14 protein-coding genes are annotated in these 19798 nt (G+C 57.4%); 10 read left to right on the top strand and 4 right to left on the bottom strand.

The annotated features are described in order from the left end of the window. Positions 1–3: 3 nt before the first annotated feature. Positions 4–459, bottom strand: coding sequence for a very short patch repair endonuclease (locus tag OS035_RS18290; protein ID WP_331813962.1), 456 nt, complete (start codon positions 457–459; stop codon positions 4–6). 68 nt (positions 460–527) lie between these two features. Between OS035_RS18290 and OS035_RS18285 the strand changes: the two genes are divergently transcribed. From OS035_RS18285 to OS035_RS18265, 5 genes are all read left to right on the top strand, one after another. Next, positions 528–2057 (top strand): DNA cytosine methyltransferase, encoded by a 1530-nt coding sequence (locus OS035_RS18285; RefSeq protein WP_331813961.1) that lies wholly within the window; start codon positions 528–530, stop codon positions 2055–2057. A 74-nt stretch (positions 2058–2131) separates the two neighbouring features. Further along, positions 2132–3625, top strand: a complete 1494-nt coding sequence (locus OS035_RS18280) for an ATP-binding protein (protein WP_331813960.1) — start codon at positions 2132–2134, stop codon at positions 3623–3625. Then, a complete protein-coding gene (locus tag OS035_RS18275; protein WP_331813959.1) occupies positions 3622–6354 on the top strand; it encodes a Z1 domain-containing protein in 2733 nt (910 codons plus the stop codon). The genes OS035_RS18280 and OS035_RS18275 overlap by 4 nt, the downstream gene beginning before the upstream one ends. Beyond that, complete coding sequence (locus OS035_RS18270; RefSeq protein ID WP_331813991.1) at positions 6341–7324, top strand: PD-(D/E)XK motif protein; 984 nt, start codon at positions 6341–6343, stop codon at positions 7322–7324. Before OS035_RS18275 ends, OS035_RS18270 begins: the two co-directional genes overlap by 14 nt. After that, positions 7311–9407: an AIPR family protein gene (locus tag OS035_RS18265; protein WP_331813958.1), complete on the top strand. Its 2097-nt coding sequence runs from the start codon at positions 7311–7313 to the stop codon at positions 9405–9407. Before OS035_RS18270 ends, OS035_RS18265 begins: the two co-directional genes overlap by 14 nt. A gap of 54 nt (positions 9408–9461) precedes the next feature. Here the strand turns inward: OS035_RS18265 and OS035_RS18260 are convergent, their stop codons facing one another. The 3 genes from OS035_RS18260 to OS035_RS18250 form a co-directional block, all read right to left on the bottom strand. Further along, positions 9462–10451, bottom strand: coding sequence for a S1 family peptidase (locus OS035_RS18260; protein ID WP_331813957.1), 990 nt, complete (start codon positions 10449–10451; stop codon positions 9462–9464). A gap of 235 nt (positions 10452–10686) precedes the next feature. Further along, positions 10687–11802 (bottom strand): hypothetical protein, encoded by a 1116-nt coding sequence (locus tag OS035_RS18255; RefSeq protein WP_331813956.1) that lies wholly within the window; start codon positions 11800–11802, stop codon positions 10687–10689. A 1-nt stretch (position 11803) separates the two neighbouring features. Continuing rightward, positions 11804–12358, bottom strand: a complete 555-nt coding sequence (locus OS035_RS18250; RefSeq protein ID WP_331813955.1) for a DUF4365 domain-containing protein — start codon at positions 12356–12358, stop codon at positions 11804–11806. A gap of 214 nt (positions 12359–12572) precedes the next feature. Here OS035_RS18250 and OS035_RS18245 point away from each other — a divergent pair, with 214 nt between their 5' ends. The 5 genes from OS035_RS18245 to OS035_RS18225 all read left to right on the top strand — a co-directional run. Then, positions 12573–14507, top strand: coding sequence for a DNA cytosine methyltransferase (locus tag OS035_RS18245; protein ID WP_331813954.1), 1935 nt, complete (start codon positions 12573–12575; stop codon positions 14505–14507). 219 nt (positions 14508–14726) lie between these two features. Further along, complete coding sequence (locus tag OS035_RS18240) at positions 14727–15317, top strand: hypothetical protein (RefSeq protein WP_331813953.1); 591 nt, start codon at positions 14727–14729, stop codon at positions 15315–15317. Continuing rightward, positions 15314–17584, top strand: coding sequence for a hypothetical protein (locus tag OS035_RS18235; RefSeq protein ID WP_331813952.1), 2271 nt, complete (start codon positions 15314–15316; stop codon positions 17582–17584). Before OS035_RS18240 ends, OS035_RS18235 begins: the two co-directional genes overlap by 4 nt. 9 nt (positions 17585–17593) lie before the next feature. Further along, complete coding sequence (locus tag OS035_RS18230; protein WP_331813951.1) at positions 17594–18631, top strand: TniB family NTP-binding protein; 1038 nt, start codon at positions 17594–17596, stop codon at positions 18629–18631. After that, positions 18628–19798: TniQ family protein (locus tag OS035_RS18225; RefSeq protein WP_331813950.1), on the top strand; the 1171-nt coding region annotated here is incomplete at its 3' end. The genes OS035_RS18230 and OS035_RS18225, both read left to right, overlap by 4 nt.

Raw genomic sequence — 19798 nt, 5'->3', positions numbered from 1 at the left:
CGACTAGACCTCACCCTCCCCGATTTCTATCTCTTTTGAAGCGGTCGGAAGCCATTCCGTCAACTGGCTAGCTACCGCTTCAATTAGGTCCTGCTTTCGCAACGCACATTCCCAAACCGTCGCTACCCGCCAGCCTATATCGAGCAACACGCGCTTGACGGCGTCATCGCGGGCAACGTTGGCGGCAAACTTGGCTTGCCAAAACTCAGGTCGGGTGGACGGCGTTGTCGCATAACGGCAGCGAAAGTGCCGGTGCCAGAAACAGCCATGTACGAATACCGCCGCCTTGTATTTTGGAAGGACGATGTCAGGCGCACCTGTGATTTTCGTGCTGTGTAGGCGGAACCGCAGCCCTTGTGCATGAAGTGCACGACGGAGAACGAGCTCGGGTTTCGTGTTCTTTCCCTTGATTCCCGCCATCATTCGCGATCGTGTCGTAGGGTCGACAATATCAGTCATTTGTATCCTGGCAATTGCAGCTACACATAGTATACACCGACAAAAACATATTCGATCAGGAGTCGTTCTTGCCTGCCACTTTCGGTATCATTGATCTCTTCGCTGGGCCGGGTGGATTAGGTGAAGGGTTCTCATCTCTGTCGGTTGACCAACATGATCCATTTAGTATCGGCATCTCCGTAGAAAAGGATGCGTCCGCGCATAAAACCTTGCGGCTGCGCGCCTTCTTGAGAGCATTTCGCGCCGAGCATGGGAAACTCCCGGCCGAGTTCGTCAACTTTCATGCTTGCGCCGTGGGAGAGCCGGATTGGGCCCTGGTTGGCAACGGCGCCTGGGATCACGCATCGAGAGAGGCCAGACAGCTCGAACTCGGAACGACTGCCGCGTCCGAAGCGATAGATGAGGCGATCGCCGGACTTCAGAAGTTTGATGACACCATTCTCATTGGTGGGCCGCCTTGCCAAGCATATTCGCTGGTTGGACGAGCTCGAGCGAACGGCAAACGCGACTATGTACCGGAACAAGACGAGCGTCATTACCTTTTCCGGGAATACATACGGGTCCTGGAACGCCTGAGACCATCGGCGTTCGTGATGGAAAACGTTAAGGGCATGCTGTCGTCCACCGTAGAGAGTCGCCGCGTTTTCGAAATGCTGATGGAAGACCTGTCCTCGTTGGGTACGAGGCACGGCCATATCTACGAGCTCTTCGCCGTACATGTGGAGAACGGTCAAGCAACTCTTCGTCAAGCGAGGAAACCGTCCGACTTTGTAGTGAAAGCAGAGGAGTTTGGCGTACCACAGCGACGGCATCGAGTGATCATCATCGGCATCCGAGCTGACCTGGCTTCCCGCGCTTCGGCTGCGAGCGTTCCAGTCAGCGAAAAACGCAGAACGGTCGAGGACGCCATCAGCACCCTGGGGCGCCTTCGCAGTGGGATCAGCGGGTCCGGAGACAGCTTCGAGAGATGGAGCGACTACTTATTCGACTCCGCCAAGATCTTGGCCTCCAGTGCTGACGTTGCCCTGGAACAACCCCTCCGTGGTCTGATGGACCAATTCCAGCAGATGTTGCCGTTGGCTCGCTCGTCGGCCACTCTCCCAAGCGGCTACGGAAGATCCAACGATGAATTGCTCCAATGGCTTGAGCGTCCGGAACTTCTTTCTGTTGCTCAGCATGCCACGCGCGGTCACATGGCATCGGATCTTTGTCGATATCTGTTTGCCGCCGTATTCGGAAAGGTGCATGGTTACAGCCCGAAGGCCTCGAAATTCCCTGAGATCCTTCGGCCAAACCACCGCAATTGGGACAGCGGAATCTTCGCCGACCGTTTCCGAGTTCAGCTCTCCAACGAAGCATCGACGACGGTCACAAGCCACATTTCGAAAGACGGCCACTATTTCATCCATCCCGATCCAGCTCAGTGCCGCAGTCTGACGGTGCGGGAAGCAGCTCGCCTTCAGACGTTTCCAGACGACTATTTCTTTATGGGAAATCGCACGCAGCAATACGTTCAGGTTGGGAATGCCGTGCCGCCGTTCCTTGCCCGGCAAATCGCACATCTTGTTTACGCTTCGCTTACTCGCACGAACTCATAATCTTACCCTAAGTCTATATTGCGATCCCCCACTTTTCGCGCGAAGGTAGTTCAAGGACTCGTTAGGATTCGTGGATGCAGCAAGGATTCGTGGCTAGAAGGGCGGACGCGACACCGCATGCTGCAGCATTGATCGAAGGCTTGAGAGACATCGGCTATTCGCTTGAAACCGCGATCTCCGATATCGTTGACAACTCGATTACCGCCTGCGCCCGCCGGATCCAGATACTGACGGAGACATTTTCGGAAGATCCATTCATCGCGATTGCTGATGACGGCATCGGAATGACCGAGGACGAGTTGGTGGCAGCTATGCGTCCCGGTAGCCGGAATCCCCTCGATACTCGGGAAAAAGCCGATCTCGGTCGCTTTGGGCTCGGCCTCAAGAGTGCAAGTTTCTCGCAATGCCGTAGGTTGACGGTCGTTACGCGCACCAACGGGATCACGTCGGCTGCCGTTTGGGACCTGGATGATGTCGCTCGCCGCAACGAGTGGTCCGTTCAGCTTCTGGACGATATAGAGGCAATCCGATGTGCTGATCAGCTCGGCAAGAGCGGAACCCTAGTACTCTGGGAAAAGCTTGACCGTTTGAGCGGCGGCTACAAGCTGAACGCCGCGAAACGAGCAGAGACAATAAATCAACGTTTGACGGAAACCGAGCGCCACCTGCGATTGGTATTCCACCGTTTCCTGGAAGATCCAAAACCAATCAGGATACTTCTGAACGGTCGACAGCTTCGCCCACTGGATCCATTCGCACGCAAGAACTCTGCCACCATCGCCGATCCGGAGGAAATCATCAGCCTTCCGCAGGGCGATGTCGAGATCCAAAGCTTCACAATTCCTCACCACAAACAGATGAGCACCCCGGATTGGGATGACCTCGGCGGGCCTGAGGGACATCTGAAATCTCAGGGGTTCTACGTGTATCGAGGCGAACGCTTGATCTTGCATGGCACGTGGTTCGGGCTTTGCCGCCAGTCCGAACTAACGAAGTTGTCGCGGGTAAGGATCGACATTTCCAACAGCATGGACAGCGACTGGAAAATCGATGTCAAAAAGTCTTCGGCCCAGCTTCCTCCAGCGGTTCGCGACCGATTGAAGAAGGTGATCGAACGCATTCAGGAAGGGTCCAAACGCACCTACCGGAAACGCGGGCAGAAGCTGGTCGATCACGACCGATTACCTCTGTGGCACAGAATTCAGTCCGATGGACAGATCCGCTACAGGCCGAACACCGAACATCCAATCTTCGCCGAGTATGCCGAAAATCTCCCGGAACATCTTCGGCGAGGTTTCTTCAATTGCATCAGTCTCGTTGGTGCATCTTTGCCAGTTGAGACGCTACATGCGGATATGGCGGCTGTCGCCGAGGACGTCGTGCCGGACCGTGTGGATGAGGATACGCTCACTCAAGCAGTGCAGGCGACCCTTTCCGTCCTTCTGGCTGCCAAAAAGGAACTCAAAGATATCGTCGCCTTGATGAGAGATGTCGATCCATTTCGGACCGCGTGGTCCGACACCCAGCGAATCATAGACGCCATTATCGAGGCTAATCGAGCTAAATGAACCAGATACTGAGCAGCCTTGAAGGCATGACCGCAATGTTCATGGCTTCGCAACAGGGTCCCCATACGGCGCAATCGATCAGAGACATTATCGCGCAACTGCGCGATACCCCAATGTTTTCCGGGAAGGTGAGCGCCGACGAAGCTGAAGATCTTGCGCGCCTCATCGAAGAGAAGCACGGCATCAGCATGGGGCTGGGCGCGATCGTTGACGCGGAAGATTTCCGTCCGTGGCTTCATGATGCGAAGATCAACGGCGAGATCGGGAACTTCTACTGGGGCCGGTATCGGCAGCTACTCAGCCTACAGGGGCTGCCCAAATCTGTCATCGACGCCACCGATGAAGTCACGGATCGCGTGCTCGATAGGCTTGGAAATCCGCGGAACCTGAATCCTTGGGGCCGCCGGGGAATGGTGGTAGGCCATGTCCAGAGCGGGAAGACGGCGAACTACACCGGGCTCATCTGCAAGGCGGCTGATGCCGGATACCGGCTAATCGTGGTAATCGCCGGGATCCATAACAATCTTCGTAATCAGACGCAGATGCGGATCGACGAAGGATTCATTGGCCGGGACACCGGTCGCCTTGCGCATGCGAACAAGGCTCAGCGGCAGAAGATCATCGGTGTGGGCACCTTCGATCAGCGAGAATTCCCGGTCTCTCTCACCAACACCTTGCGCGACTTCAACAAGGCGACAGCGACGACCAATACCAGCCAGATAGGCCAGTACAATGTTCCCGTTGTGTTGGTAATCAAGAAGAATTCGAGCACGCTGAAAAACCTGCTGGAGTGGCTGAAGGAGCATTCAGTCAGCCAAGGCACGCAGATGGTGCAGCAGCCGATGCTGCTGATCGACGATGAAGCTGACAACGCTTCGATCAACACCGCCTACAGCAAGGAAGAGATTACGCGAATCAACGGTCAAATCCGCGAACTGCTGTCACTTTTCCACAGAAGCTGTTACGTTGGTTACACGGCGACCCCGTTTGCGAACATCCTGATCGATCCCGACACCGACGACGAGACATTCAAGCAGGACCTATTTCCCCGACACTTCATCATCGGCCTCGATGCGCCTTCGAACTACTTTGGCGCACAGAAGGTATTCATTGACGCACGTACTAAGCATGTTCGGCTCATTGCCGACAATGAGGACATCTTTCCTATAAAGCACAAGATCGACCATTCGGTCGATACTCTGCCCGAAAGCCTCATTGATGCGGTGCGGGCATTTCTGGTCGCGCGCGCCATCCGCAACATCAGAGGGCAGCAGGCATCCCATGCCTCGATGCTGGTGAATGTCTCGCGGTTCACAGACGTCCAGGGGAGATTGCGGTCGCGGATCAGTGACATTGTCGGTCGTATCCGGGATGCCGTGACAGTAGACGCCGGCAAAGGCAGGGCTGCACTCGCAAACCCGGAGATCGCCGCCCTTCATCGTATCTGGGAAACAGAGTACGCGGATCTGGAGAACGCGGACTGGCCTGCGATCCAAGCCCGACTACACGAAGTATTGATTGCTGCGCGCGTCATCGAGGTGAATGCTTCGAAGCGTTCGGAAGCGCTTGTTTATGAGAAGGGTGGCGAGCATGGCGTCACAGTGATCGCAGTTGGGGGATTCTCGCTTTCACGCGGCCTTACACTTGAAGGACTTACGACGAGCTATTTCCTTCGAAACTCCATGATGTACGACACGCTCATGCAAATGGGTCGGTGGTTTGGTTACAGGCCAGGGTACGAGGACCTTTGCAGGCTATGGATTCCAGCAGATGGGGTCGGCTGGTACTCGCACATCCAGGAGGCCATGGAAGATCTGCAGGCGCAGCTCAAGCGCATGGAACTGGTGAAGGCGACGCCCGAGCAATTCGGTCTAGCTGTCCGTAGCCATCCAGAGACCCTGATAGTCACCGCGCGCAACAAGATGGGCAGCGGCAAGCAAATCCCTGTCAGGGTCGGACTTGCGGGCAGGCTGGTCGAAACAACGCGCATTAAGAATGACGGCGATCAGCTTGCCAGAAACAGATCCGCGGGCATCGCGCTGGCAAAAGCAATCAAAGCCAGCGGGGCACATTTCGAGGAGCGGCCTCGAGGACATCTCTTCAAGGCCGTTCCTGTCGAACTGGTCCGCAATTTTCTGAACATATTCCGCGCAGATCCGGCCGATCCGCTGACCGATCCGCGGCTGATGGGAGATTACATAGAAGCTCGCTCGGAAGCCGAACTGAAGGATTGGGACGTTCTTTTCGCAAGCGCTCAGAAAGAGGATAGCGTCGACCCGCCAAACCTCGGTAGCCTTCAGATGAAGCCGTTCAACCGTGCTGTAGGACCGGATAATTTGAAGGCCGGGACACTTGCGATCAGCGGAGCAAGCCGTCGTGTCGGCTCACCGGGCGACGAGCGCGAGGGCTTGACAGAAGATCAGATCGGAATCGCCAAGAGCAATTACATTCGAGACCAAGGCAAGTCAGCGTCGGGCACACTGCCTCCACGTATTTTCATTGAGATCGAAGGGCGACGGCCCCTTATGATCCTCCGCTTCGTTCATCCCGAAATCGGCGATGAAGAGCTCAAGCAACGGCTTCCCGAGGATGTGCTCGCGTGGGGCATCTACTTCCCTCCTTCGAACATCCAGGGAGGGACGGTCGACTACGTCGTCAACACCATACGCATGCGGGAGATGTTCGGGGAAGAAGAAGTCGAGGAGGAGGCCTTTGGTGATCCTGAATAATACGCCTTGGGCCGGACTTGAGGCGGGCAAGGTCGATACAAGACGAGTGAATGCGTCGGGTCGCTGGAATTTTTTCTGGGCCGTTCTCACGCGATCAGACGCAGCTTTGGTGTTGCAGCTTTCCCAGTTGCCAAGTCCGCTACCCGACCTGCCGAAGCTCCGAAGCCTCGACATTCACTTCCAGACACTACCGGGCGGGCCAATCCTATACATCCGTCTCAACGATGCCGCCCAAGTGGAACTGTTCGAAACTCTCTGCCGGGACGTCGTTGCGGCTGCGGAAACGGCGGAAGACGAAGCGGCTGCACTCCAAAAGGCGATCGGACGTACATTTCGCTGGCATCACCTTCTTCGCGGAGGAAAGGATGACCTCCTCCCTGAAGAAGCGCAGAAAGGCCTCATCGGCGAATTGAAGATACTCAAGCTCCTCGTTGAGAATATGGGAGCAAAGGCCGCAATCGAGACGTGGACAGGTCCTTCGGGGGCGCCGAAAGATTTCGAACTGAGGTCTGATTGTATCGAGGTAAAGGCGCGGCGTGGTGCCTCGCAGCCTTTCGTCAAGATCTCAAACGAATATCAACTTGCCGAGGTTGAAGGCCGCAGGCTCTGGCTCGCCGTTCTGACGGTCGACAAGGTTCAATCACCGAACGGTTTGACGCTTGCCGACCATGTGGCCGCGTTGGCGAGAACACTGGAGCGCACTGCACCATCCGCTATCCCGCAGTTCGATCTTCGACTGGCAGATGCCGGATATGATCCGATGCATGACTACTCAGCTTGGCATTGGCAGGCATCCGAGGCCGAATTTTTCGCGGTGGAGGATCCCTTCCCCAGGCTGGCGGCGCCAGTACCCCTTGGAGTGTCGAACTTGAGCTATTCCCTCTCTCTTGATGCCTGTGCGCCCTTCAATACGGACTGGGCAACTGTACGTGCAACGCTGTTTGAGGAAGGGCCTGATGAGCGAGCTTGAGGAATATCATCAGAACCTGATGGCAGACGTCCGTCGCGAAGCCGACACAAGCGGCATCCTCATGATCGAGGCATTCTTCGACAGAATGGCTGAAAGGCTGACGGAAGCTGGCGAACTGGAAGCTGCCGACCGGGCCTTTTTTCAGGATACCGACGGCGGGAAAAAGATCCGCATTGATGGCTATTCCGGCGACCCGCGAGACAATGACGGCACCCTTGGGCTCATAGTATGCGATTTTGTCGATTCCGACGAGGTCCGGACATTTGGAAAAAGCGAACTCGCGCCTCTCCTCAATCCATTGATCCGGTTCCTTGGCAAAGCGCGCTCCGAAAAATTCCGGGATGGTCTCAACGAGGTCAATCCAGCCTTCCAAGTATCCGATCTGATAATTGCCACGTGGCAGCATGTGTCGAAAGTCAAGCTTATCCTTGTCTCGAACAGGCAATATGTAGGGCGTGATGACACGGTAAAGCTGGATAACAAGGAACAGGTTCCGGTAACCTACTCGGTATGGGACCTTGCCCGCTTTGAACGTTACGAGCGCTTGGGTCAGTCCCGCGCCGACATGCTTATCGATTTCGAAAAGGATTTTGGTGGCGCCCTCCCCGCGTTGAAAGCTTCCCAGGACAATGCTGCCCTCGAAAGCTATCTCATGATCGTTCCTGGCCACCAGCTCGCGAGCATCTACGATAGATGGGGTGCCCGCCTGCTGGAGGCGAACGTCCGATCCTTCCTCCAAGCGCGCGCGAAGACCAACAAGGGCATCCAGAAGACGATTAAGGACGCACCGGAACTGTTCTTCCCGTACAATAATGGCCTCTCTGCCACTGCCGATGGGGTGACTTGCGTCCGGACGTCTTCGGGCTTGGCGGTCTCATCGATCAACAATCTGCAAATCGTGAACGGAGCACAGACAACGGGATCGATACACGCTTCACTGAGGTTGGCGAAGGAACAGCTCGACCGGGTATTCGTGCAAATGAAGCTGACCGTAGTCCCGCCAGATAGATCGGAAGAGATTGTCCCGAAAATTTCCGAATTCGCCAACACCCAGAACAAGGTCAACGCAGCGGACTTCTTCTCCAATCATCCGTTCCATGTACGCATGGAACAGATTTCGCGCGGTACAATCTTCGCCGCCCCCGATAACGAGCGGCATGACAGCAAATGGTTTTACGAGCGGTCGCGCGGCCAGTACATCAATGAGCGCGCGAAGCTCAAACCGACACAGCAGAAGAAGTTCGACCTCGAATTTCCCAAGACCAAGCTCTTCTCGAAAACAGACTTGGCCAAATTCGTGTTCTCTGCATCGGGGTACCCCCATATTGTCTCGCGCGGCGCACAGAAGAACTTCGCCGAATTCGCGAAGGAGATCGGTGACAGTTGGTCAAAAAGCGACGCAAAATACGATGACCTCTGGTACAAGCGCCTGATCTCGAAGGCTTTGATTTTCAGGAAACTCGAGACCGAAGTCCCCAAGCAGCCATGGTATGAGGGAGGGTATCGCGCTAACGTCGTGACGTACGCGATGGCCAAGCTGTTCCATGATGCGAATGGCGAGAAGGAGGTGCTCGATCTGGATACGATCTGGCGTCGCCAGACCGTTCCGGATGCACTGGTTGATGCCCTTCTGGTCGCGGCTGCTGCGGCCCATCATGTGATCACTCACCCACCTGCAGGCGTACGCAACATGTCGGAATGGGCGAAGCAGCAGGCTTGCTGGAACCGTTTGAAGTCCGAAGAACTTCAGTATGGCGACAGCCTCGAAAGTTGCCTCGTCCTGATCGAAAGCGCGCGATCCAATGTACGTGATGCTCGTTCAGAAAGAGCCTTGACCGATGGCATCAATGCACAGAGCGAAGCGGTTACGCTTGGTGGCGCCTATTGGTCCAAAGTACTCGAATGGGGACGGGCGAAGAAGCGATTGACGCCCAAGGATCTGCAGATCGTTCAGATATGTGCGACTATACCCCAGCGCCTACCTACAGATTCACAGGCACTCCATGCAATGAAGCTTCTTGCCCGGTTGAAAGACGAAGGCTTCGTTGTTGCCGGAGCACCAGAGGCGGCGATCACGCGGTGACGTCTGTGATCGTTGAGCAAGCGGCTTGGATCTAGCGGCCTTCAATTTCATACCTCAGCGCAATGTCGGAATCGGAAGGCTGATGTAATCCCCCGAGACAGGGTTGAAGGAAGCGAACAACGTTTCCGCCACCGGAGCATTTATCGTGCCTTGCCGCAAATCGCTCTCAGTTGCAGCGAACGCGATTAGGTTTTCATCGGCATCGAAAGCGACCCAGCACCTGAGCCTTCCCGGGTTGATGAGATCGACAGTGAGGAATGTCCTTTCCGCCACATCCCATCCTGAGAACGGTGTGGCGGTGCCAACTCCGCCGCCAACGATCCCTGTGCTGACCAGCCCGACGACGTTGCCAGCCTCGCTGAAGACAGGGCCGCCGCTCATGCCGCCTGGCCATTCTGCTTCAACCCTGAAGGTCGGCCATGGTCTGCTACTTGCAGGATTCACCGGTGTGGCCTCGAAAATCGTACCGATCGATCCATACAAGTATTGCCGGATAGCGCGGTCGGGACCCTCCTCACGATCGTCGAGATCGAGGCCGGCAAAACCGAGGGCCATCACCCTTTCCCCGATGCGGGGTGTCCAACGGGCATCCAGCGGCAGGAACGATCGCGCATACTCCGGGTCATTGGGGGGATCGATCTGGATAGCCGCCAGCTCGGTCATGTTCATTACTCGCGGCTGCCCAAACGGGGGACTGAGGATGCCACCCAGCGATGCCATCCCCTTGAAAGGCTTCCAGCAGTCCGGTGTTACTGGCATCGACCCGTAGGTTATCGGCGGCACCTCCAATGCCACAAGACGAATGTCCTTGCGGAGAACCAGAGCGCCGTCCTGCGCTTTCAGCAGGTCTTCGATGACGTGAAATGCCGTGGCACATCCGCGCCACGGATCAACCCGGAATGTTGTTCCGTGACCTTGAGGTCGGTGTTGCGGGTCGCCGGGATCGAAAGAGAACAGAGGCAGGATAGTCGAACGAAGGAAAGTGTCCTGCACGACGAATAGCCCTCGTTCATCGACGAATTCAGGTTCGACGGGGAAAGGCATGGTCCATACTCTGATGTTGCGACAGAACTATTGCCATCAATAGCTGAGTCGCGCTTCATCAGAGATGACATCGCTGGTTAATCGACAAAATCCTTCAAGTTCGGAGAGCGAGATCCCGCCTATCGAGAAACACCTGCTTTGCGCTCCTGCCTCCGGGATCGGTCAGCTTGGGTGTGGTCACAGCACTGCGACAGTCCATGCCGGCAACCGGGCTGCGGTGCCTGCATCACTCCGCTCAGGATGAGGCTGGCCGCAGCACTTCCAGTTTTTTCACTCGCTCCAGGCGCCAGGTATGCTTCTGGGACAGCATCCCCTCTACGCTGATCAGGTCGCCGCGGCCGTGCGCCTCGTAGGCGGTGCGGTACAGCTTCATATCCAACCGCACCAGTACCTTTCTGACGCCGTACTCGGGTGAATCCCAGCGGACCTGAATTGATTGCTTGCCATCATCTTCATCATCGGCTGGATTTCCGGAGGAGTGAAGGTCAACCACCCTGCCTACGACAGTCGCAGGAATTGCATCGTCGTCCTTTAACAGGTGTTCACGCGCACGTTCCAGAACTGGTATCTGCCGCGTCTCGAGGACGAGCGAACTCGTATCAAGGGACGGCGGAGATACTTCGGGCGACCATGTGATGGCGAGATCTATCCTCGGAAGACCAGACTGCTCGATGATCGCGAGCATGTCCTTGCACATGCCTGCATTTAAACCGTCGGGACGTTCAAGGATGGGTTCTGGATCATCGACACGAACTGCTTCCTGCAGGCTTGCCAAGCCGAACGCGATACGTTGCACGACACGGCGGCCGAGCGGAACCTTATCCGAGCCGAATTCCATTGCGGTCTGCACATGACCGCGGAGCGGTGCTTCGATCGCCAGCCCGAAGCTGCTCTTGAAGGTGTGCTCGAAGGCACATCGATCAGCGTAGTCCAAGGCTTGCTTAATCGATTTCGAAAACGCACGTCGACCTGTGAGCTCTGTTGTTCCGGCGCTTGCGATGACGCCTCTCATGCCGTTGAGGTAGGAACGAACCGCTCGTAGCTCGATCGCGTCGTTTCGCAGAAACTCGTCCGGCACCTTCCCAATCAGTAGATCATGTGTGAGAGCCAGAATGCTCTTCTCGATCTCGCCCCTAGGCTTACCGTAGGTGTCCTGGATAATGTCGATGGCGAGGCTCGCCTCACGTGCGGCCCCCTCGGGTTGCGCGCTGTGGGAGAAGAAGATGCTCTTAGCGCCAAAGGGGCTCACCTCAGGCGGATCCACCCGAAATATGGCGCTGTCCGAAGACGCGATACGCCGCCATCCCAAGTTCACCAGATACCGCACGACTAGATCGCGGGTGATTTGCATTTCAACCTCCACCCGCTGGCGCTGGAAAAAGAGCACTGTGCGATTCCAGCATGCGCCGAAGGCTCGCTTCATTCAACACATGGGTCCTGGGAATGCGTATCTGCCTCGTCGTATCCACCTGAGCCGGGAGATCGCCCTTTACGGTCGTATAGTAGCAGCACCGCTTCAGCAGCAAGGACTCCTCATTGAAAGTCGCCCATTCGGCCTGCTCGGTTGGCAGGCAGAGGAGGATAAGCACCGCCGGGACCACGGGAGTCCCTGCGGCTACGAGTTTGATGTAGTCCGTAGCAGCCATCGACCATAGGATTTCGTCGCCCGACATTTTCCATGTAGTCGTGCTCTTGAGCTGGAAATAAATCGGCCGTCTCGTTGGCCGATGAAGATTGTGAATCTTTCCGTGGCTGTCGGGATGTTGAAGTACCTCGATCGTGTCGAAGCTTCCGTCGAGGCCGTAATCATAGACGTTGGTAACATTGAGCAAGACGCGTGCCGCGGCCGCAACTGCATACATATAGGCCTGACTAAGGCTCTCCTGCGCATGACTCTGTGTAAGCAATCCTATCCCCACCAATCCCGACGTCAGACTAGATCGGGTTGCGCCTACGGTGCAACTTAAAGATTGCCTTTTCGTCAACACTGCATTCATTTCGACGCCCCGTTGATGCAAACGGGGCGAACTGTAGTTTCATTAGAATTTTATCCATCCGCTTACCGGCGCCGCAACAACTGCTCGGATATTACATCCCGCAATGAGACAACGGGAGACAGAGATGGATCGGAGATCCGAGGCACTTGCGGCAGCAAAACAGAGAATCCTCGAGCTGCAGTCGCAGATGACAGATCGGATCCTCAAGATGGCGACCGAAGTGGCGAAACTCACCGAAGTCGTCTCCGAACGTGAGGCCCGGGAGTTCCTGCGCGTGACCTGTAACATGCCGCCATCGGAGCTTTCCACCTACGTCAAGTTCGCCGACAGGCTTGCAGGCAGTGAGGACGTACTTGAGAAGGCGCGGGTCTCGTTTCCCGTCATGCGGGCGTTGATCTCGGCTGATGATGAAGTCCGCACCGAGATCCTGGAGCGGATGGACATCGGAGCTCGGATCTCCACAAACGACATTTCCGCCATCAGGAAGCGCCTAAAGGAAGCCCGGCTCACACCATCTGAAGCAATGGCAATGCGCAATGGCAGGCTGACGGCTGCGGCCGGTCGTCGAAACGGCGCCGGCGCGGCATCCCTGTTCCAGTACCGCCTGTATGAGTTCGTCCATCGCATCATCGAGATCAGGGATGCGGATGACCTACTTTCCGATGACATCCGCAACGCCGCCGCGGACCTGAGAGACGAGTTCGAACACCTCTTTGGCTCGGACCACCAGCCACTCGACAGGCACAAGCAAAACTCGCCCGCTCGCCAAATCGCAATGGCTCGTCTGGCGCTGACCCACCTGTCCGAAGGCACGCTCGCCGTGGCTTCCGAGGTCGGCACATGGGAGCACGGTGCCCATCATCCATGGCTCGTGTCCCTCCAGTCTCTATCCGGACGCGCCGGCACCATTCCCGCGGCCTCGCGAACTCGCAAGGGGAGTGTAGCGCTGCCGCATCCGAGGCCTACGACCGTGGAGCTCTGCGCAGGCGGAGGTGGCATGGCTATCGGACTTGAGCGTGCAGGCTTTGATCATGTTGCTCTGGTCGAATCCGATCCGCACGCTGCGGCGACTCTCAGAAAAAACAGGCCGGGCTGGACCGTGATCGAGGACGATCTGAAGACGATCGATTTTAGGCCCTATAGAACGCTCGACATCGACCTCGTCGCCGGAGGTCTGCCCTGCCAGCCCTACTCGGCCGAGGGCTACTGCCTCGGCAAGGAAGATCCTCGCGACCTGCTGCTCGAGGGTGTGCGGGTTGTCGACGAGATCCGCCCGCGCGGGTTCCTGTTCGAGAACGTCGAAGGTCTGCTCCACCAGAAGCACTCCGATCATATCGCAAATGCACTCAGAGGATTCCGGAAGGCGGGATACCGCACCGAAATCCACCGCGTATCGGCGTCCGACTACGGGGTGGCGCAAGTTCGTCGCCGCGTGCTCATCATCGGTCTCAGGGACGACATCGCGGACGCGTTCCGCCTGCCACCGGCATTCCCGGGACGGAGGGCCAACATTGGCGACGTTCTGCTTGATCTGATGGCGGCGAACGGCTGGACAGGCGCGCACGAATGGGCGCGGCAGCGGCGCGAGCATCCTGTTGTGAACCGGCATGGCGACGTCATCGCTTACGGCGCACAGGCCACGACTGTTGTCACCGGACGGGGAAAACGTCGGCGAAACGAGCAGGAAGCCCAGATTGCAATGGGCTTCGATGCGACCGGGGTTCCGGAAAATGCGCCGACGCAGGAAGAAGCGTCGAAGGAAGGATTCATGCCGCCGCTGACCCTTCGCATGCGAGCGAGGATCCAGGACTTCCCGGACGACTGGGAGTTTGTCGGGGGCAAGCAGGCAACCGCCCGACAGATTGGAAATGCCGTTCCGGCGAAGCTCGCGCAGGCCGTCGGCCTGTCGCTGGTCGCTGCGATGAGAGGTCTGCCGCTAGATTACGAGGCGTTAATTTGGCCCGACAATATTGAGCGTCTCGTGATCGAAGCTCCTCCGCTTGTGCCGAAGAATCTGTGGGTGAACCGTGAGAAGACACCTGAGCTGGATGACGCCTGAGGAGCAATCCAGACTGTCACGACCAATCGGGCACCCGGGAGACCCGGGCTCTCGCCGACCCGGCCGTTCCAAAGGGATATCCTCCAGCGGACTCACTCCTTAGGTTTGTCCCCAGACGCTTCATCGGCGGCATTCTTTTCCCCGGTCTTATCCGTCTGAAAAGGCCGCTTCTTCAAGGTTTCCCTTGGTCGTCCTTGGCCAAGAATCCTGCGCCCTTTCTTGGAAGGCGTAAAGCGTCGCAACACGTACCTCTACTTCGAGAGCCTCTTTGAATTCGAATGTGCCCAGTACTTCTGGTCACGCCTCGATGTCGTGGACGTGCAGACGCAGTACAGGGTGACGTACGTCGATGAACGCGGCGTGCAAGAGCATTTCTTCGATCTTCGCGTCGTATTCGCGAATGGAGAGGTCGTGCTCTTCGCCTGCCGACCGAAGGATCGCGATCGGTCGGGAGAACTCGACCGCACCCTTAAGAACATTCGTAACCAAACTCTGCTTTTCCATGCGGATCGTTGCGAAATGCTCACGGAGGAGACGATCACTGAAGCACTTGTTTACCGGGCGCGTGAAATTCTCCGCGCGCGGAAGTTTCGCAACACGCGCAACTACACGCAGCTCTACAAGCTCTTGAAGGAGATTGGAAAGCCCATGCGGGTCTTCCGCCTCCTTGAGGAGTTTGGCGATGAAGGCGCAGGCTGGAACGCGATGTGGAACCTGATCGGTGACGGTCTGATCGAGCATCTCGCTCCCGATAACAACAGTATTCTGACCCATACTTCGTGGATCAGGCATGTGGAGTACCACGCGTGAGCGAGGATGAAGCCTACTACACGACGTTCGGGTTCAACGAGACCGATCGCGTTCTGATCTACGGGAAGCCCCACCGCGTGAAGCCGAGGCCCGACGGCCTTGGCTACATCTTCACCAGGGTCGATGAGAACGGACGGTTCGTCCGCGGTGTGGATGTGTTCCAACCCGAGCACCTGCAGATCTCCCGAATGGTGCACGACCGGACACTGAAGAGCGATCCGGACTGGTTCGCAGAGGACGATGGGTTCAAACGGGCGCAGGCAGCAGACAAGGGGGATCTGCCGCCCTATGCCGCCAGTCGCTACCTGATGGTCACAAAGTTCCTTGAGGGCTATCGCGCCGACACATGGAAGAAGACAGAGGATGGAGCCGCCCAATTCTATACGGATTGGGACGCTATGTGGAAACCGAAGCGCGGCGGCACGCCCAAGGATGACTGGGATCCTTTGACGCGGGTCTCGCCGCGCCAGTTCCTCCGGCTTGTGAAACGCTTCGAGGAGTGCGGCGGGAATCCGTACTCTCTGATCCGGAACTACCGCGGCAAGTCGCTCCACAAGTCGACATTCGCCAAAGACGTAATCGAGATCGCCTACGACTACATCGCTCAGGTCCCCAGCGCTAAACGACCGGAGGCATCGGACTACTTTGAGAAATTCGTTCAGGACCTACGCATTGCCCCGTTGCCCGAGGGAGACAGGCCATCGCTGCGCACGTTTCAGAGATGGGCGGAGAAACGCCTCTCGGACCTGCACCTTTCACTCGCCCACAAGGGATTGGACGCCGCGAAAGACGAGTTCCAGATCACCGGAGCAGGCCAGCGACTATACAAGCCTTTGGAGCGCATCGAGATCGACGAGACCAAGCTCGACGTGATGAACCTTCTCGAGGGCACTGGCCTCGATGGCCTGCTGGACGAGAAGACGAAAAAGAAGATCAGGGCCATGCGGTTCTGGGCCTCTATCGCCATCGACGTGGGAACCAAGAGTATCCTGGCGCTCCGCCTGCTGAGATCCGATCCCGGAGGTCGCTCGGGGGTCGAAACCCTTGCCATGGCTGTATCCCCGAAGGAAGGCGTAGCATTGTTCGCGGGTAGCGAGTCTCCGTGGCCCCAGGAGGGGCTGCCCGAAACAGTGGCGACGGACTCCGGCTCTGCCTTCAACCAACGCGACTTCCAGATGGCTGTGGTAAACCTCTGCGGCACCCATCTGATCCCACCAGTCCGCAACGCCAAGATGCGCGGATCGATCGAACGGTACTTTCGCACTCAGAACCAGAAGTTCATGCACCTCTTCAGCGGACGAACCTTCGGAAATCCTATCGTGCGTGGGGCCTACGATTCCGAGGGGACCGCATCATTGAATTTCGAGGAGTTCGCCCGTTTGCTCGTCAGGCTCATCGTGGACGCCTACCATCACACCCCGCACGAGGGCATCAACAACATGACGCCGCTGCAGGCATGGACGGTGATGACCAGGAAGTACCAGGTTCGGCGGCTGGATAAAAAGGAGGAGCGCATCTTCGACGTAAGAGTTCGCGACCAGAAGATCGGACGGCATGGCTTGAAGTTTCTCGGGATTCCCTACTTCGACAGGCGACTCCAGAAGATCTTTGCCAACTACAAGGATGGCAAGGTCAGCTTCCGGGTCAACATCTGGGATATCAGCGCCATCAGTCTCGATACGGCCGACGGCGCGGGGTCCTACTCCGTGAGGACTCCCATTCCCGGATTCGAGGGCGTGTCGGTCGCCCATTGGAAGGCCGCGAAACGGTGGATGGACGCGCGATTCTCCGCGGAAAAGCAGAAGGATCTCGCCAGCATCCGAAGGGCCCTCAGGGAGACTGAGCACGACATCAAGGTTGCGGAGGAGAGGCATAACGTGGCCGCGCATGCGGTCACGGAAGCCGATCTCCTTGATGCCAACCGGACCTTGTTCAAGAACGTCCTCTTCCAGCCGAACGCCAATCGGGACTGGGGAGACTATGTTCCAGCAGAGTTTGACGACACCCCGCCCGAGCTGCCGCCCACGTCTGTTCCCCACAGCGCCAGGGATGTCGTGGGACCCAGCATCTCGACTCCCCTTGATCCTGACCGTTTCGCCAAAGCGCGGCAGGAGGCCAATGCGGAGGACGGCGAGACGCCGTCTGCTCGACGGCGAACTCCAAGCCCACGCAGGATCGCCAATGACGAGGATGCCGGGCGCGTCGAGGCAAAGCCATCTCAGCGCAAGCGACTGTTCAATCCGGACTGGAAAGTAGACGAGAAGTGAGGACCCCACGTGGATGAGCTGAGCAGCGGCGGCGGACGGAGCCATGGCAGGAAGACGCTGGATTCCAATAACCAGCGCATCTTCGACCTCATGGCGAGCGTTCGCAGCACATACTTCAAGACGAAGAACGACGAAGAACTCCTGGTGAAGCTCCGACGCCTCGAGCGTGGCATCCAAGACGAGCGCGCGCCCGGCCACGCCCTTATCATTATGGGCGAATCCGGCACTGGCAAGAGCGCGATCGTGGAGAAGGCGCTCAAGTCGCTCGACACCCTCCAGGACTATGACGACGGCTACGGCAATCTGATGCGCCCGATCCTCTACGTGATCGCGCCACCTGGATGCACCATGACCGACCTCGCGGTAGAGATCCTGGAGCGCCTCGGGTACGAGAGCACCGTCATCGGTCGGGGGGCTTCCGTGTACAACAAACTCCGCCGAAGCCTACAGAACTACGGCGTTCGGCTCCTCGTGATCGATGAGTTCCAGCATGTTTTGGAGGCACCCAAGATCAAGGGTCCTGCCTTTGTGGCCAATTCAATGAAGAATATGCTGCAGGACAAATCATGGCCAGTTCACCTCGCTCTGGTTGGGTTGCCGGAAATTGAAGCCGTGATCGAACGGGATCCCGCAGAGCAAATGGAGCGGCGCACGGACCCCTTGGTGGTGGCAAATCCCACGTTCGAAGAAGATGCTGCTTACGTGGAGTGGATCGTGAACACTCTTGTCGAGGATCGCGCGGGGCTGAGGATGTCGTCCGATCAGCCCCACGAGTTCATCGAGCGGCTCATGCACGGCGCGCGCAGCCGCTTTGGCATCATCATGCAGATCATCTACTATGCGATCGAAGACGCCCTCGAGATGGGACAGGACGAAGTCTGCACGGAGAACTGGATCGAAGCCTACGCGCGCATGGCGAAGAGCAGAGGAACCGATGACAACGTCTTCGCGGAACCCGCCTGGCGCAACATCATTCGTCCGGTCAACCGCGACGGCAGTCTGGGTCCAGTTGCGCCAATCAAATCATCGAAGAAGGGACGGAAGTGATACGGCTGTTCAACGTCCCGTTGATGGAGGACGAGAGCCTGACGAGCTTCACCTCTCGCTTTGCCTGGGCAAACGCCAGGACGGCGATGGAGTTCTGCCAAGACTTCGGTTTTTCCTTCAGGTCGGTTATCGCAGGGAACGATGACGCGGTCACGAGACTCTCCGAGCTTTCAGGCATCGCGCGCCATTTGCTCGATAACGCCGCAGTAAAGCGCTGCGGCGAGAAGACGGTATGGGTCGCGGGTGAAGAGACCCCTTTCATGTTCTACATGCGCGGAGTGCTGAAATTCTGCCCGGCGTGCTTTGCTGAAGACGAGCTGCGCCATGACATCAAGCCCCGGTCGAGAAAGTACATCAGGAAGTCGTGGTATTCGCGCTTCATCCGAACCTGCCCTGTTCATTGTCAGTCCTTGGCATCCGCGGGAACGCACGGTCAGCCGGATCATATCCATGATCTGTGCTGGTCGCTCGACTACCTCAGGCGCGATGTTGCGATGGCGAGCAGGGAAATCCGGGAACAGCCTTTCACAGCATTTGAGGAGTACGTCAGAACAAGGTTGCATGGAGGAAGACCAGGAAACGACCTGCTCGACCCGTTGCCCCTTTTCGTCGCCGGAGACGTCTGCGAGCTCGCGGGAATGGTCTTGCTCCACGGCAAAACCGTGACGATCTCGGATAAATCCGACCGTGATCGCTGGGAATCGGGAGCGAAGGGATTCGACATGTTCAAGACCGGGACCGTCGGACTGCACCGCTTCATCGATGATCTCTTTCGTCAGCACCACAGCGTCCGAGCCAGTCACGGTGGCAACGAGCTGTTCGGCAAGTTTCATGAAGTTCTGGCGAACAAGAAGGCCGACCCCGCCTACGAGCCTCTGAAGGATGCGATCAGATCCTATGCATTCGAAAACCTGCCGCTGACGGACACCACGGTCCTTTTCGGCAAAGGGGGCGAGGCAAAGTTCATCAGCTTGAATTCGGTTCAGAAGCGATATGGTGTTTCGGAACGGCTCCTCAAGAAATACCTGCAGACGGCCGGCGAACTCAGCACCCTGCCGGGGACCGACATACCAGTCGTTGCGGCCGCTGACGTCGAACGGCTAGCCCGAATCTCTCAAAGTAAGGGGTGCATCGGGGCTGCGAATCTGAGAAACTGCTTTTGCTACA

This window comes from Rhizobium sp. 268 (assembly GCF_036571585.1).
Taxonomy (GTDB): Bacteria; Pseudomonadota; Alphaproteobacteria; order Rhizobiales; family Rhizobiaceae; genus Rhizobium; species Rhizobium redzepovicii.
The sequence above is the reverse complement of the archived record's forward strand: the minus strand, read 5'-3'. Positions and strand labels throughout refer to the sequence as shown.

Coding starts and splice junctions, on each gene's coding strand:
- OS035_RS18290 (WP_331813962.1), bottom strand. CDS start 459: ATGACTGATATTGTCGACCCTACGACACGATCGCGAATGATGGCGGGA.
- OS035_RS18280 (WP_331813960.1), top strand. CDS start 2,132: ATGCAGCAAGGATTCGTGGCTAGAAGGGCGGACGCGACACCGCATGCT.
- OS035_RS18275 (WP_331813959.1), top strand. CDS start 3,622: ATGAACCAGATACTGAGCAGCCTTGAAGGCATGACCGCAATGTTCATG.
- OS035_RS18265 (WP_331813958.1), top strand. CDS start 7,311: ATGAGCGAGCTTGAGGAATATCATCAGAACCTGATGGCAGACGTCCGT.
- OS035_RS18260 (WP_331813957.1), bottom strand. CDS start 10,451: ATGCCTTTCCCCGTCGAACCTGAATTCGTCGATGAACGAGGGCTATTC.
- OS035_RS18255 (WP_331813956.1), bottom strand. CDS start 11,802: ATGCAAATCACCCGCGATCTAGTCGTGCGGTATCTGGTGAACTTGGGA.
- OS035_RS18245 (WP_331813954.1), top strand. CDS start 12,573: ATGGATCGGAGATCCGAGGCACTTGCGGCAGCAAAACAGAGAATCCTC.